The sequence below is a fragment of the Streptomyces sp. NPDC001292 genome, from assembly GCF_042896465.1.
In the GTDB taxonomy this organism is placed as follows: Bacteria; Actinomycetota; Actinomycetes; order Streptomycetales; family Streptomycetaceae; genus Streptomyces.
This window is the reverse complement of the sequence record NZ_JBIAXG010000019.1, coordinates 20,203-34,159: the sequence shown is the minus strand read 5'-3', so window position 1 is coordinate 34,159 and position 13,957 is coordinate 20,203. Positions and strand designations below refer to the sequence as shown.

Genomic DNA, 13,957 nt, shown 5'->3' with positions numbered 1-13,957 from the left:
GTCAGTTGCCGACGCGGCGGCGCAGGTCCTGGAACGCGGTGTAGTTGGCGATGACCTCGATCCGGCCGGGCGGGGCCTGCTGCACGGCCTGGTCCAGGCTGTCGCATACCTGGAACTGCTGGCCCGCGACCTCCAGGCGCACCGCGAGGTCCAGCTTCCGGTCCCCGAGCACGAAGAGCGGGTGACCGGTCAGGCGCGTGTAGTCGACGTCCCACAGCCAGGAGGTGTCGGTGCCGTCGGCGCTGCGCGCGTTGACCGACAGGACGACCGGGGCGGGCGGCGGGTCGATCAGCGAGAACGTCTCCAGCCAGCCGGCCGGGTTCTTCGCCAGCAGCAGGCGCAGGTCGCGGCCCTGGAACTGCACGACGTCGTAGCGGCCGGCGACCGCCTGCACCTGGTACATCCGCTCCAGGGCGACCTGCGGCGGCACCCCGAAGACGGCGGCGACGGCCGCGGAGGAGGCGGCGTTGGCCTTGTTGGCGCGGCCCGGCAGCTGAAGGTGGATCGGCCAGGCGGAGCCGTGCGGGTCGAGGACGTGGTCGCCGGACAGGGCCCAGCTGGGGGTGGGCCGGCGGAAGCCGCACTCGCCGCAGTACCAGTCGTCGCCCGGGCGCTGCATCACTCCGCCGCAGGAGGGGCAGGACCAGGCGTCGTCCTTCCACATCTGCCCGGCGGCCACCCAGATCACGTTGGGGGACGAGGACGCGGCCCACACCACCAGCGGGTCGTCGCAGTTGGCGACGAGCACGGCCTTGGACCCGGTGAGCGCCTCGCGCCAGTTCTCGGCGAGCATCCGGGTCTCGCCGGCCCGGTCGAGCTGGTCGCGGGAGAGGTTGAGCAGCGCGATGCACTTGGGGTCGGTGTCCCGGGCCACGCCCGCGAGGTACTTCTCGTCGACCTCTATCACGCCGAACTTCGCGTCCGAGCCGCCGGCGAGCGCGGAGGTGATGCCCGCGGGCATGTTCGCGCCGAGCGCGTTGGAGACGACCGGGCCCGCGGCCCGCAGGGCCTCGGCGATGAGCCGGGTGGTTGTGGTCTTGCCGTTGGTCGCCGAGACCAGGATCACGTCCAGGTGCTGGGCGAGCCGGGCGAGCAGATCGGGGTCGAGCTTGAGGGCCACCCGACCGCCGATCACCGAACCGCTGCCGCGTCCCGCGGCACGCGATGCCGCAGCGACCGCCTTGCCCGCGGTCACGGCCAGCTTGGCCCGCGGCGTGAGCGGGTCCGAGTTGCCTGCCATCAGTTCTCGATCCTCCTTGCGTACGCGCCGCGCCCTGAGCCATCCGGCAACGTGGTGTGGACCTCAGCCTATCGAGATCCGTTGACGCTCCCGAATCCCGGCCCATGCCGGCGCGACAGGCAGGGGCAGATGGAACCGTACCCTTGCCGCCATGCGACACGGCTCGATCCCGGGCGCCCGCGGGCGCGTCCGGCCCCTTTCCCTGCTCGGCAGCCCCGTTCTGCACGCCCCCTGCGAGGAGGTCACCGACTTCGGTCCCGAACTGTTCCGGGTGGTGGAGGACTTGTTCGCGACGATGTACGCGGCGTGCGGCGTGGGCCTCGCCGCGAACCAGATCGGACTGCCGCTGCGCGTCTTCGTGTACGACTGTCCGGACGACGAGGACGTGCGCCATCTCGGCCACGTGGTCAACCCGCGGCTGGTGGAGGCGGACGGCGTGGTGATCCGCGGGCCGGAGGGCTGTCTGTCGCTGCCGGGCCTGGAGGCGGGGACGGAGCGCTACGACCACGCGGTCGTCGAGGGCTTCACGGTGACCGGGCAGCCGGTCACCGTGCACGGGACGGGATTCTTCGCGCGCTGCCTCCAGCACGAGTGCGACCATCTCGACGGCCGGGTGTACGCCGACCGCCTCTCGGGATGGCGGCGCGGCCGGCTGCTGAGGCGGGCCGCGCGGGCACCGTGGGGGCGGTGAGCCTTCGTACGGCCGCGGGCCTTCGGCGGCCGTGCGCACGGTGATGCGCGCCGCGCCGGCGCCCGCGGCTCAGAACCCGGGGCCGCCCACCTTGTCGCCCACCGCCGCCAGCCGTCCCCACAGCAGGTCCGCCAGGCTGCGTACCAGTTCCGCCCGCGAGCAGGGCCGCTCGCCCAGCCACCAGTCGCCGGCCGCGTGCATCATGCCGACGATGCCGTGGCCCCACACACGGGCCAGTTGCTGCCCGGCCGGCCCCAGGTCGAGCCGCTCCTCGATGACCCGGGCCAGCTCCTCACCCATGCGGCGCAGCAGCGGGGCGGAGTGCTTGCCGACGTCGAAGCCCTGGTCGGTGCCCTGGCCGCCCTCCGCCGGGTGCATCAGGAAGCGGTAGACCTGCGGGCGGGCCTCGATGGCCGCGAGGTAGGTGTCCAGCGTCGACTCCACGCGCTCCCGCCGGTCGGCGGGTGCGTCCAGCGCGGCCCGCAGGGAGTCGAGCAGGGCGTCGGTGTGCCGCTGGGCGAGGGCGGCGTACAGCCCTCCCTTGTCGCCGAAGTGGCGGTAGAGGATCGGCTTGGTGATGCCGGCCTCGGCGGCGATGGCGTTCATCGACGCGTGCGGGCCGTCGCGCAGCACCACCCGGTCGGCGGCCTCCAGCAGCTCGCGCCGTCGGCGGTCGGCGGACCGCTGCTGATCGGTCCGCTGCGTGGTGTCCATGAGATCTCCCCACCCGTACTGGTTCGGTGACGCCTGCGCAAAGTAACACTGACGGGGCCGGATACCTCGAACGGGCTGCCGAGGAATGATCGGGAGTTGACTTTTTCTACCAGCAGGTAACATAGTACGGTTACCGCAAGTAACACGCAGGTGCGCCGCTGGAGGGGACATGGCCGAGTTCACCATGGAGCTCAACGACGAACAGAAGGAGGTCCGGGACTGGCTGCACGGCTTCGCGGCCGATGTGATCCGCCCCGCCGCCGCCGAATGGGACGAGCGCGAGGAGACCCCCTGGCCGGTCATCCAGGAGGCCGCCAAGGTCGGCATCTACTCCCTCGACTTCTACGCCCAGCAGTACTTCGACGCCACCGGCCTCGGCATCCCGATGGCCATGGAGGAGCTGTTCTGGGGCGACGCCGGAATCGCCCTGTCCATCGTCGGCACCGGCCTCGCCGCCGTGGGCGTCCTCGCCAACGGCACCGAGGAGCAGATCGGGACGTGGATCCCGCAGATGTACGGCGACCCGAGCGACGTGAAGGTCGCCGCCTTCTGCTCCTCCGAGCCCGACGCCGGCTCCGACGTGGCCTCGATGCGCACCCGCGCGGTGTACGACGAGGCCAAGGACGAGTGGGTGATCAACGGCACCAAGACCTGGGCGACCAACGGTGGCATCGCCAACGTGCACGTGGTCGTCGCCTCCGTCGACCCCGAACTCGGCTCCAAGGGCCACGCCTCCTTCATCGTCCCGCCCGGCACACCGGGACTGACACAGGGCCAGAAGTTCAAGAAGCACGGCATCCGCGCCTCGCACACCGCCGAGGTGGTCCTGGACGGCGTACGCGTCCCCGGGTCCTGCCTGCTCGGCGGCAAGGAGAAGCTGGACGAGCGGCTCGCCCGCGCCCGGGAGAAGGCCCGCAAGGGCGGTGAGAGGGTGAAGAACGCGGCGATGGCCACGTTCGAGGCGTCCCGCCCCGCCGTCGGTGCCATGGCGGTCGGCACCGCCCGGGCCGCCTACGAGGTCGCCCTCGACTACGCCAGGACGCGGGAGCAGTTCGGCCGGCCGATCATCGACAACCAGGGCGTCGCATTCCAGCTCGCCGACATGCGCACGCAGATCGACGCCGCGCGGCTGCTGGTCTGGCGGGCCTCGTGGATGGCGGTCAACGGCAGGCCCTTCGAGGCCGCCGAGGGCTCGATGTCCAAGCTGTTCGCCAGCGAGACCGCGAAGAAGGTCACGGCCCGGGCCATCCAGATCCTCGGCGGCAACGGTTACACCCGGGAGTACCCGGTGGAGCGGATGCACCGCGACGCGGCCATTTACACCATCTTCGAAGGGACCAGCGAGATCCAGCGGCTGGTGATCGCCCGCACGATCTCGGGCGTGCCCGTCCGCTAACGGTGCCGCAGCGGCGTCAGTTGCTCGATGTCGTAGCGCTTCCTGAGTGCCTCGATCGCCGCGTGGTCCGGCGGGCCCCCGGTCCCCAGGATCTCCAGCAGCTCCTCGAAGTACCGCTCGTGATCCGGCGGCGGAGACGCCTGGAAGAACATCTTCGCCGGGGTGTCGGTGGGGTTGGCGAAGGCGTGCGGGCAGCCCGGCGGGACGACGATGACCGTGCCCGGGGTCGCCCGCACCACGCGGTTGCCGGAGCGGGACTCCCACCGCTGCCAGTGGTCGGGGGTCCGGATCCGCGGCTCGAAGGCGAGGACGTCCAGCTCGCCCTCGAGCACGTAGAACAACTCCTCGCTGCGTGTGTGCACATGGGCGCCGACGTCGAAGCCCGGCGGGACCTCCACCTCGAAGGTGGATGCCGTCCGCGAGTGTGAGCCGGTCACCTTGAACGTCACGCGCTGGGCCGGCGCCTCGACGACGCGGCCCTGGCCCGGCGGTACGAGCAGCCCTTCCGTGGTCATCGCGGGATCACCACGCCACCGGCAGGGCCTCGGGCCCGCGGATCAACGCGCCCTTCTTGAAGGGCACTCGCTCCGGAGGCACCGCGAGCCGCAGATTCGGCACCCGGTCCAGCAGGGCGTCGACCAGCAGCTCCGACTCCAGCCGGGCCAGCCCGCCGCCCGGGCAGGAGTGCGGGCCGAAACCGAACGCCACGTGCGGGTTCGGACTGCGCGAGAGGTCGATCGTCCCGGGGTCGGCGAAGACGTCCGGGTCGCGGTTGGCGGCCAGGTACGACACGTAGACCGCGTCGCCCTCCCGGATCCGCACCCCCTTGATCTCCACGTCCTCCAGGGCGATCCGGGACAGTCCGACCGCGTTGCGATGCGGGATGTGGCGCAGCAGTTCGTCGATGGCCCGCGGCCGGATCCGCCGGTCCGCGCGCAGCCGGTCGGCCAGCTCGGGGCGGGTCAGCAGGGTGCAGAACATCTGCCCGCTGCTGCTGGTGACCGCCTCGCAGCCGATCTGGAGCAGAACCGCGAGTCCCACCGCCTCCTCCAGGGTGATCTCACGGCGTGCCACCGCGGCCCCGAGCAGCGAGGCGATGTCCTCCCCGGCGCTGTCCGCGCGGGCGTCGAGGAGCTCGGCGAAGTACGTGCCCATCTCCTCCCTGGCCTGCTCGCTGACGGCGGCGTCGTGCGCGGAGGACAGGATCATCCGGGTCCAGGCGTGCATACCCTGCCGGTCCGCGACCGGCACACCCATCAGCTCGCAGATCACCGCGATCGGGAACGGGCCGAGCACCTCGGCGGTCAGGTCGGCGGGCGGCCCGTTCGCGAGCAGGTCGTCGACCAGTTCGTCCAGCATCCGGCGGGCGCTGTCCCGCACCCGCTCGACACCGCGCGCGGTGAGGGCGGGGACGACCGAGCGGCGCAGCCGGGTGTGGTCGGGCGGGTCCAGGGAGCCGACCGCGCCGCGGGCCGGGACGAAGTGCGGGGCCAGCCGGGTGACCTGCCGGTCGATGACCGCCTCGCGGCTGAACCGGGGGTCGTCGGTGACCGCCCGCACGTCGTCCATGCGGGTCACCAGCCACGCCCAGCCCTCGCCGTTGGGCAGTTCGATGCGGGTGACCGGGCCCTCCTCCATCAGCTCGGAGAGCACCGGGTCGAAGGCCACGCCCGGCAGGTCGAGCGCCGGCCAGTGCCGGACCGGCGGCACCGTCCCGGTGCGCGCCTGCTCGACGAGCATCTCCTCGGTCATGCCCCGCCCCCGGTCTGCCAGCAGCCGAGCGACATCTCGGCGGTGATGCCGGGACCGAACCCGGCGAGCAGTCCGCGCGCCCGGTCATTGGGGCTGCCCTCGTCGAACAGCCGGCGCAGCGCGTCCAGGACGACGGCGCTCGCGATGTTGCCGTACTCGGTGAGCGTGGCCCGGCTGAACCGGAACGCGTGCGGCTCGACCTTCAGGAACTTGCTGAGGTCGTCCAGGATGCGCGGGCCGCCCGCGTGGATGACGTAGAAGTCCAGGTCGGACGCGTCCCAGCCGTGCACTCCTGCCAGCTCCTTCAAGGCCGGGGCGAGCGGCTCCATCGTGGTGGGCACCCGCTTGTCCAGCAGGAAGTGGAAGCCGGTCTCCCGGACGTCGTAGGCGATCCACTCCTCGGTCTTGGGGATCAGGTACGAGCCGTTGCGCTCCAGCCGGACGCCCGTGCCACCGGTGCCGCGGACCACGGCGGCGGCGATGCCGTCGCCGAACAGGCCGTTGGAGAGCAGGGAGCCGACGCCGAGGTCGGTGGGCTGGTAGCACAGCGAGCAGAACTCGCAGGCCACGACGAGCGCGTTGGCGTCCGGGTAGGCCGTGCAGAAGTCGTGGGCCCGGTTGATCGCCGCGCCCCCGGCCGCACAGCCGAGCTGGGCTATGGGTATCTGACGGGTGGTCGAGTCGAACTCCATCGTGTTGATCAGCCACGCGGTGAGCGAGGGCATCATGAAGCCCGTGCACGAGACGTAGATGATGACATCGATGTCCCTGGCCAGGAGCTCGGCGTCGTCGAGCGCGCGCTGGACGACGGCGGGGACCCGGGCCTTCGCCTCCTGCTCGTAGAGCTTGTTGCGCTCCTCGAAGCCGGGGTGCTTGAGGGTCTCCTCGATGGGCTGCACGATGTGCCGGGTCTGCACACCGGTGTTCTCAATCAGCCGGAGGGCCAGCGGGAGTTGCGGGTGGTCCGCGTGGCGGGAGCGCGCGAGCTCCAGCGTCTCCTCCATCGTGATCACGTGCTCTGGAACGGACACCGAGGGTCTGCACAAAGTCGCCATGAGCCGTGCCTGCTTTCGCCTTCCGGAAGGCCGGTTGCCCCCCGGTCAGAGGGTGGTGCACCCAGAAAGGTGGTCCATCCACGATCGCCCAGGAGAGCGACGATCTGCTCGCGGAACTACTCCAATCCGGCGACGGCGGACAAGGCCCGCCGGGCTCGCGCAGCTTGGCCCTGGAGGGTGGGAAGCCCGGTCTCGCAGGCGGAGAACGCCTGCTCACAGCCATGATGGCCGAAGGTCGCCAGCGGCTGCCGGCCCGCGCCACCCGCCCCCCACCACACGAAGATCCGGACCGCGCCTCCTGGGCCGCCGAGGGCGAGCGTCGGTATCCGCCTTCCGGGGCACAGTGCCGACCGGCGCGGGGGCAGCCACCGCCCATGTCGTCCCGGCGCCGCGGGCGACACGCACGCACGTGGCCGGGCTCCGTGTCTCGGGGTGCGGCGGGGCAGGGGAGGGCGTGGCGGCGCGCCGAAGCACCCGCCGGGCCACGGCAGCCGACGGCCCCGTGCAGCGGCGACCCCCTCGGGTCCCCTCGGCCCGGTCCGCCGGTCAGCCGGAGACGGTTCCGCTGCTGTGGGCGATGCAGGCCACGTCGATGCGGTCGGCCAGCTTGGCCAGCTCGATGGTCAGCGCGGCCACCGTGTCCTCGTCGAGCCCCTCCTGCCCGGCCTCCACCAGACGCAGCCACCGCCCGCCGACCGTGCGCAGCAGCTTGCTCACGTCGGCCGCGGCCACCTGCAAGGTACCGCGGTCGTCGACGATCAGAGGCAGAGTCACTTCGCGGTTCACAAAGGGGATCGTAGCCGCGGAAGCCTCATGCCCCGTGCCACACGGTGGTGATGTTGCAGAACTCGCGGATTCCGTGCCCGGACAGCTCACGTCCGTACCCCGACCGCTTCACTCCGCCGAACGGGAACGCCGGGTGCGAGGCGGTCATCCCGTTGACGTACACCCCGCCCGCCTCCAGGTCCCGCACGAACCGGTCCACCTCGCTCTCGTCCTCGGTCCAGACGTTGGAACTCAGGCCGAAGAGGGAGTCGTTGGCGATGAGCACCGCCTCGTCGAGGTCGGTCGCGCGGTACAGCGTGGCCACCGGACCGAACGCCTCCTCGCGGTGGATGCGCATCTCGCGGATGATGCCGGCCAGCACGGTCGGCGGGTAGTACCAGCCGGGGCCGTCGGGTCGTTCGCCACCGCACAGCACAGTGGCCCCGCCGCGCCGGGCGTCGTCGACGAGCTCCTCCAGATCCGCCCGGCCCCGCTCGCTGGACAGCGGCCCGATCTCGGTGTCCTCCTGCATCGGGTCGCCGATCCTCAGCGCCCTCATGCCGGCCACGAAACGCTCGGCGAAGGCGTCGTAGACGTCCGTGTGCACGATGAACCGCTTGGCGGCGATGCAGGACTGGCCGTTGTTCTGCACACGCGCGGTCACCGCGACCTCGGCGGCCCGGTCGATGTCGGCGGACGGCATCACGATGAACGGGTCGCTGCCGCCCAGCTCCAGCACCGTCTTCTTGATCATCTCCCCGGCGGTGGACGCCACCGCCCGCCCGGCCGGCTCGCTGCCGGTCAGGGTGGCCGCCTTCACGCGCTCGTCGCGCAGGATGTCGTCGACCGCTCCGGACCCGATGAGCAGGGTCTGGAAGCAGCCCTCGGCGAAGCCCGCCCGGTGGAACAGGTCCTCCAGGTACAGGGCCGTCTGCGGCACGTTGGAGGCGTGCTTGAGCAGGCCGACGTTGCCGGCCATCAGCGCGGGCGCGGCGAAGCGGACGACCTGCCACAGGGGGAAGTTCCAGGGCATGACGGCCAGCACCGGGCCGAGCGGCCGGTAGCGGACCAGGGCGCGGGAGGCCCCGGAGTCCTTCACGTCGGACTCTGCGGGCCGCTCGTCGGCGAGCAGCTCCTCGGCGTGCTCGGCGTACCAGCGCATGGCCTTGGCGCACTTCGCGGCCTCCGCGCGGGCCTGCTTGACCGGCTTGCCCATCTCCGTGGTCATGACACGAGCGATCTCCTCCTGATCCTCGTCGAGGAGAGCGGCGGCCCTGTTCATCAGGCGGGCCCGCTCCGCGAAGGCCGTCGTCCGGTACGTACGGAACGTGGCCTGCGCGAGCTGGAGCCGGCGCTCGATCTCCTCCTCGCCCATGGCCTCGTACGTCTTGAGCGTCTCGCCGTTGGCCGGATTCACCGTGGCGATGGACATGGCTGACCTCCCCTGGGAGCGGGCTGTGCTTCGACCTTCCCGCGCCGCGGTGCCGAACGCAACGCGTGAGGTCCTCGTCAGAGCGAGTGCTCGGCCAGGCGGTCGAGAAACGCGGTCTGGGCCGTGACGATCACCTCGCGGGCCCGGTCCAGACCGAGCCAGGCCACGCGGTCCAGCTCGGGGAACTCCTGGGTGCGCCCGGACCGCGGCGGCCATTCCATGAGGAACGTGCCGGGGACGACCGTCGCCGGGTCGAGGTCGCCCTCGACGGCCCAGGCCGTGACGGTCTTGCCGTTCGTCTGCCGGACCTCGCCCAGCGGCACGGCCTCCCCGTCCGGCGGCGGCAGCCCGAGCTCCTCCTGGAACTCGCGGCGGGCCGCCTCCCACGCGGGTTCCTCCGGGTCGTACTCGCCCTTCGGCACCGTCCACGCACCCGCGTCCCGCCGGGCGAAGAAGGGGCCGCCCATGTGTCCGAGGAGTACCTCCAGGCCGTCGCCGGAGCGCCGGAACAGCAGCAGACCGGCACTGCGCCGTCCCCGCCGGGGGCTCATGGCGCGATCTCCGGGTGCGCGGCCAGCAGTGTCGTGACGGTGTCGGCGTCCTCGGGGCGCTTGTCCTCGCGGTAGCGCACCACCCGGGCGAAGCGGAGGGTCACGCCCGTGGGGTAGCGGGGGGACCGTTGCAGACCGTCGTAGGCGATCTCGACGACGAGTTCGGGGCGTACGGTCACCACCCAGCCGTCGTCCTCGACGGCGAGCCGGCGCAGCCGCTCGGTCTGCCAGGCCAGCATCGCGTCCGTCATGCCCTTGAACGTCTTGCCCAGCATCGCGAAGCCGCCGTCGGCGGTGCGTGCGCCCAGGTGCAGGTTGGACAGTTTGCCGGTGCGGCGTCCGTGACCCCACTCGGCGGCCAGGACCACCAAGTCCAGGGTGTGAACGGGCTTCACCTTGAGCCAGGACGCGCCTCGCCGGCCCGCGCTGTATGCGGCGTCGAGGGCCTTGACGACCACACCCTCGTGGCCGCGCCGCAGCGTCTCGGCCAGAAACCGTTCGGCCTCGCCCACGTCGTCCGGTCCCGACACCAGGGTGCGCCTGACCCGCATCGGCTCCGGTACCAGACGGGCCAGTTCGGCGTGGCGCTCGGTCAGCGGCAGATCGAGCAGATCGCGGTCGCCGACCGACAGCGCGTCGAAGAAGACGGGGGACACGGGGACCGCCTCGGCGGCGGTGGCCACGTCGACGCGCGAGCCCACGCGCCCGGCGGTCTCCTGGAACGAGCGCGGCCGCCCGTCCGCCCCGAAGGAGATGACCTCGCCGTCCAGGATGAACCGCTCGCCGCGCAACTCCCGTGCGACCGCCGTCAGTTCCGGAAGCCGGTCGGTGATGTCGTCCAGGGTGCGGGTGTGCACCCGTACGGTGTCGCCGTCCCGGTGGACCTGGACCCGGATGCCGTCGAGTTTCTCCTCGACGGCGCACGCGCCGAGCTTCTCGACGGCCTCGGCCACCGAGGAGGCGCTGTGCGCCAGCATCGGCAGGACCGGGCGGCCGACGGTGAGCCGGAAGCGCTCCAGCGCCGGCGGGCCGTCCGCGAGCAGGGCCTGCGCCACCGTCTGCAACGATCCCGCCAGCATCACCGCCCGCCGCACGTCCGCCGGCGGCGCGCCCGTCGCCCCGGCCAGCGCCTCGACGGCGATGGCGTCCAGCGCGCCCTGCCGGACCTCCCCGGTGAGCAGTCCCAGCAGGAACCGCTGCTCGTCCTCGGTCGCCGCGCCCATCAACTCGCCGACGATCCGGGAGCGTTCCGCCTGCGACCCGGGGCCGGAGACCTTGCCGAGCTCGCTCAGCCGGGCATCCACCTCGCGCACGGTGAGAGACGCCTCGGCGGCCGGAGCGACCCGGCGGCCGAGCACCTTCCAGCCCACCCCGAGCCGCCCCTGCGGCAGCCGGCCCGCCAGATACGGAATGACGACCGGCACGTCCTCCGCCCGCGCCTCCCGGAACAGCTCCGCGAGCAGAGCGGTCTTCCGGGACCGCGCCGAGGCAGCAGCAACCTCCCGCGACACCTGAGCCAACCGGGCGAGCAACATGCAGCCATGGTGCAACGCCGGGCGCCGCTCTACACCTGGGCGCCGCCGTGCGCTGGGCGGCGGCCGGTGCGCGGGTGTCGCCCTGTACATGGTCGGCGGCCTACATCCGGGCACCGCTGTGCACCCGGGCACCGCTGTGCACCCGGGCACCGCCGTGCAAGTGGGCACCGCCGTGCAAGTGGGCGTGGCCCGGTACGTGGGCGCGGGCCCGCACGAGGGCGTGGCCGTGCCCACGGGCACCGGACTGTAGGCGGGCGCCGCCGTGCACTGGGCGCAGCCGTGTACGCGGGCGCGGCCCCACACTCGGGCGCGGCCCGACGTGGGCGTTGCCGTGTACGTGGGCGTCGTCCTGTACGCGGGTGTCGCCGTGTACGCGGGTGAACGGACCTGCATCCGGGAGTGGCCGGGCATGTGGGCGTCGTCCTGTACGCGGGTGTCGCCGTGTGCGCGGGTGAACGGACCTGCATCCGGGAGTGGCCGGGCATGTGGGCGTCGTCCTGTATGCGGGTGTCGCCGTGTGCGCGGGTGAACGGACCTGCATCCGGGAGTGGCCGGGCATGTGGGCGTCGTCCTGTACGCGGGTGTCGCCGTGTGCGCGGGCGAACGGACCTGCATCCGGGAGTGGCCGGGCATGTGGGCGTCGTCCTGTACGCGGGTGTCGCCGTGTGCGCGGGCGCGTACCTGTATCCGGGAGTGGCCGGGCATGTGGCCGTTGCCGTCGCCCTGCGCTGCGCCTGGGCGCTCCCTGCGCTGGGGCGCTGCCCTGCATGCGGGCGGCGGTCTACTCCCGGGCGCCGCCCTGCACTCGGACGCCGGTCCGCGCGTGGGTACGGTCCTGCGCCCGGGCGCCGCCGTGCACCCGGGCGCCACCCTCTGCACCTGGACGCTGCCCTGCACCCGGGAGTCGCCCTGCACCTGGGCGCTGCCCTGCACCCGGGAGTCGCCCTGCACCTGGGCGCTGCCCTGCACCCGGGCGCCACCCTCTGCACCTGGGCGCTGCCGTGCACCCGGGCGCCACCCTCTGCACCTGGGCGCTGCCCTGCACCCGGGAGTCGCCCTGCACCCGGGCGCTGCCTGTGCTCGGCGCTGCCTGCACGCGGGCGGCGCTCTACTCCTGGGCGCTCCTCTGCACTCGGGCGGCGGTCTACTCCTGGGTGCTGCCCTGCACTCGGGCGCGGGCCGCCGCCCTACACCGGGGCGGCGCTCCCCGTCGCCACGGCCGCGTCGAGGTCTGCGAACAGCAGTTCGCCATTGATCGCCGCGCCGGCGCGGTAGCCGCGGCTGGCGGCGTTGATGACCTGCTCGGCGAAGCCACTGGCGTTGCCGGCCGCCCACAGGCCGGGGACGGTGGTCAGGCCGCGCTCGTCGATCACCGGGAACGCGCCGAACGGCGTCTCGCGCAGCTCGGCGCCCAGTTGCTGGAGGAGATCGGTCCGCGGCAGCGCGCGTGGCGCGACGAACAGTGCCTCGCGGGCGTGCGTCGTCCCGTCCGCGAGCCGGACCCCGGTCAGACGGTCCGCCTCGACGACGACGCCGGCCACCTCGCCGGGCACCACGTGGACGCCGGCCGCGGCCAGCCTGCGCAGGTCGCCGTCGTTCAGCTCGTTCTCGCCGACCCGGTGCAGGAAGAGCGTCACGTCCTTGGACCACTGGGTCACCATCAGCGCCTGGTGGACGCTCAGCGGTGTCGTGGCGAGCACACCGAAGGCCTGGTCGCGCACCTCCCAGCCGTGGCAGTACGGGCAGTGCAGGACATCACGGCCGAAGCGTTCGGCGAGTCCCGGGACCGCCGGGAGCTCGTCCTTCAGTCCGGTGGCGACGACCATCTGCCGGGCGTGGACCGTGCGCCCTCCAGCCAGCGTCACGTCGAACTCCCCGTGGGCGTCCCGGACCGCTTCCACCGCCCGGTCCCGGACAAGTCCGACCCCGTACCGCTCGATCTCCTCGCGGCCGGCGGCGAGGAACCGCGCCGGGGACACGCCGTCCCGGGACAGGAAGCCCTGCATGTGCGCGGACGGCGCGTTGCGCGGCTCGCCCGCGTCGACGACCAGCGTGCGCCGCCGGGCCCGGCCGAGGACCAGCGCGGCGGACAGCCCCGCCGCGCCGCCTCCGACGACGACGACCTCGTACTTCTCGCTCTTCTCGGTCATGGTGACCACCTCCACCGAGAAGGTCGTCCGTCCGGTGCCGGAATGACAAATGGATTTGCCGGTTCGGCAATCGAGGCGGGAGTATCGAGGCATGAGCATCGAGGACGTTCTGGCCGACGTGGGCCCCCGGCTTCGCCGGATACGCAAGGAACGGGAGGTCACCCTCGCCGCCCTCGCGGAGGCGACCGGGATCTCCGTCAGCACCCTCTCGCGCCTGGAGTCGGGCCTGCGCAAACCCAGTCTGGAACTGCTGCTGCCGATCGCGCAGGCCCATCGGATGCCGCTGGACGAACTGGTCGGAGTCCCTCCGGTGCGCGATCCGCGGGTACGGGCCGAGCCGATCGTGCGCGGCGGCCGCACCCACTGGCCGCTGACCCGGCAGCCCGGCGGCCTCCAGGCGTTCAAGGTGCTGGAACCGCGGCGCAGGCTCGAACCGGACCCGCGGACCCACGAGGGCTACGAGTGGCTGTACGTGCTGTCCGGCAGGCTGCGGCTCGTGCTCGGCGGGCACGACGTGGTGCTCACGGCCGGGGAGGCGGCGGAGTTCGACACCCGCGTGCCGCACTGGTTCGGGTCGACGGGGGAGGGGCCGGTGGAGTTCCTGAGCCTGTTCGGGCCGCAGGGGGAGCGCATGCACGTACGGGCGCGGCCGGCGCGCAGTGGCGAGGACGGCTGA

At 72.5% G+C, this 13,957-nt stretch carries 12 protein-coding genes and 1 pseudogene; 3 read left to right on the top strand and 10 right to left on the bottom strand.

Annotated features, from left to right (window positions below; translation table 11 throughout):
- Position 1: 1 nt before the first annotated feature.
- The gene (locus tag ACFY4A_RS20850) at positions 2–1,240 is read right to left on the bottom strand and encodes a MurT ligase domain-containing protein (RefSeq protein WP_390830856.1); all 1,239 of its coding nucleotides are present in this window, start codon (positions 1,238–1,240) and stop codon (positions 2–4) included.
- Between the two features lie 151 nt (positions 1,241–1,391).
- On the opposite strand from ACFY4A_RS20850, the gene def reads away from it, so the two are divergent.
- Positions 1,392–1,931: a peptide deformylase gene (def, locus tag ACFY4A_RS20845; protein ID WP_390830855.1), complete on the top strand. Its 540-nt coding sequence runs from the start codon at positions 1,392–1,394 to the stop codon at positions 1,929–1,931.
- Positions 1,932–2,000: 69 nt separating this feature from the next.
- Here def and ACFY4A_RS20840 read toward each other — a convergent pair whose 3' ends face one another.
- On the bottom strand, positions 2,001–2,645 hold the full coding sequence (locus ACFY4A_RS20840) for a TetR family transcriptional regulator (RefSeq protein ID WP_390830854.1): 645 nt from the start codon (positions 2,643–2,645) through the stop codon (positions 2,001–2,003).
- A gap of 169 nt (positions 2,646–2,814) precedes the next feature.
- Between ACFY4A_RS20840 and ACFY4A_RS20835 the strand changes: the two genes are divergently transcribed.
- Positions 2,815–4,041: an acyl-CoA dehydrogenase family protein gene (locus tag ACFY4A_RS20835; RefSeq protein ID WP_390830853.1), complete on the top strand. Its 1,227-nt coding sequence runs from the start codon at positions 2,815–2,817 to the stop codon at positions 4,039–4,041.
- Here the strand turns inward: ACFY4A_RS20835 and ACFY4A_RS20830 are convergent.
- The 8 genes and pseudogenes from ACFY4A_RS20830 to ACFY4A_RS20795 form a co-directional block, all read right to left on the bottom strand.
- The gene (locus tag ACFY4A_RS20830) at positions 4,038–4,556 is read right to left on the bottom strand and encodes a cupin domain-containing protein (protein ID WP_390830852.1); all 519 of its coding nucleotides are present in this window, start codon (positions 4,554–4,556) and stop codon (positions 4,038–4,040) included. The genes ACFY4A_RS20835 and ACFY4A_RS20830 overlap by 4 nt on opposite strands.
- A gap of 7 nt (positions 4,557–4,563) precedes the next feature.
- Positions 4,564–5,793: a cytochrome P450 gene (locus ACFY4A_RS20825; RefSeq protein WP_390830851.1), complete on the bottom strand. Its 1,230-nt coding sequence runs from the start codon at positions 5,791–5,793 to the stop codon at positions 4,564–4,566.
- A pseudogene (locus ACFY4A_RS20820) lies at positions 5,790–6,857 on the bottom strand (type III polyketide synthase); the annotation flags it as partial. The pseudogene ACFY4A_RS20820 and the gene ACFY4A_RS20825, both read right to left, overlap by 4 nt.
- Positions 6,858–7,394: 537 nt before the next feature.
- Positions 7,395–7,634 carry a DUF6213 family protein gene (locus ACFY4A_RS20815; protein ID WP_390830850.1) on the bottom strand — a complete coding sequence of 80 codons (240 nt, stop codon included), beginning with the start codon at positions 7,632–7,634 and terminating at the stop codon, positions 7,395–7,397.
- A 25-nt stretch (positions 7,635–7,659) separates the two neighbouring features.
- Positions 7,660–9,045, bottom strand: a complete 1,386-nt coding sequence (locus tag ACFY4A_RS20810) for an NADP-dependent succinic semialdehyde dehydrogenase (protein ID WP_390830849.1) — start codon at positions 9,043–9,045, stop codon at positions 7,660–7,662.
- A gap of 77 nt (positions 9,046–9,122) precedes the next feature.
- Positions 9,123–9,596, bottom strand: coding sequence for an NUDIX domain-containing protein (locus tag ACFY4A_RS20805; protein ID WP_390830848.1), 474 nt, complete (start codon positions 9,594–9,596; stop codon positions 9,123–9,125).
- The gene (locus ACFY4A_RS20800; RefSeq protein ID WP_390830847.1) at positions 9,593–11,131 is read right to left on the bottom strand and encodes an ATP-dependent DNA ligase; all 1,539 of its coding nucleotides are present in this window, start codon (positions 11,129–11,131) and stop codon (positions 9,593–9,595) included. Before ACFY4A_RS20800 ends, ACFY4A_RS20805 begins: the two co-directional genes overlap by 4 nt.
- Before the next feature lie 1,187 nt (positions 11,132–12,318).
- Positions 12,319–13,281: an NAD(P)/FAD-dependent oxidoreductase gene (locus ACFY4A_RS20795; RefSeq protein WP_390830846.1), complete on the bottom strand. Its 963-nt coding sequence runs from the start codon at positions 13,279–13,281 to the stop codon at positions 12,319–12,321.
- Between the two features lie 91 nt (positions 13,282–13,372).
- Here ACFY4A_RS20795 and ACFY4A_RS20790 point away from each other — a divergent pair, with 91 nt between their 5' ends.
- Entirely contained in the window at positions 13,373–13,957 is a 585-nt protein-coding gene (locus tag ACFY4A_RS20790) for a helix-turn-helix domain-containing protein (RefSeq protein WP_390830845.1), read from the top strand.

What these genes read in the sequence shown, in the direction of transcription:
- ACFY4A_RS20850 (WP_390830856.1), bottom strand. Translation starts at nt 1,240, where the DNA reads ATGGCAGGCAACTCGGACCCGCTCACGCCGCGGGCCAAGCTGGCCGTG.
- def (WP_390830855.1), top strand. Translation starts at nt 1,392, where the DNA reads ATGCGACACGGCTCGATCCCGGGCGCCCGCGGGCGCGTCCGGCCCCTT.
- ACFY4A_RS20840 (WP_390830854.1), bottom strand. Translation starts at nt 2,645, where the DNA reads ATGGACACCACGCAGCGGACCGATCAGCAGCGGTCCGCCGACCGCCGA.
- ACFY4A_RS20835 (WP_390830853.1), top strand. Translation starts at nt 2,815, where the DNA reads ATGGCCGAGTTCACCATGGAGCTCAACGACGAACAGAAGGAGGTCCGG.
- ACFY4A_RS20830 (WP_390830852.1), bottom strand. Translation starts at nt 4,556, where the DNA reads ATGACCACGGAAGGGCTGCTCGTACCGCCGGGCCAGGGCCGCGTCGTC.
- ACFY4A_RS20825 (WP_390830851.1), bottom strand. Translation starts at nt 5,793, where the DNA reads ATGACCGAGGAGATGCTCGTCGAGCAGGCGCGCACCGGGACGGTGCCG.
- ACFY4A_RS20810 (WP_390830849.1), bottom strand. Translation starts at nt 9,045, where the DNA reads ATGTCCATCGCCACGGTGAATCCGGCCAACGGCGAGACGCTCAAGACG.
- ACFY4A_RS20805 (WP_390830848.1), bottom strand. Translation starts at nt 9,596, where the DNA reads ATGAGCCCCCGGCGGGGACGGCGCAGTGCCGGTCTGCTGCTGTTCCGG.
- ACFY4A_RS20800 (WP_390830847.1), bottom strand. Translation starts at nt 11,131, where the DNA reads ATGTTGCTCGCCCGGTTGGCTCAGGTGTCGCGGGAGGTTGCTGCTGCC.
- ACFY4A_RS20795 (WP_390830846.1), bottom strand. Translation starts at nt 13,281, where the DNA reads ATGACCGAGAAGAGCGAGAAGTACGAGGTCGTCGTCGTCGGAGGCGGC.
- ACFY4A_RS20790 (WP_390830845.1), top strand. Translation starts at nt 13,373, where the DNA reads ATGAGCATCGAGGACGTTCTGGCCGACGTGGGCCCCCGGCTTCGCCGG.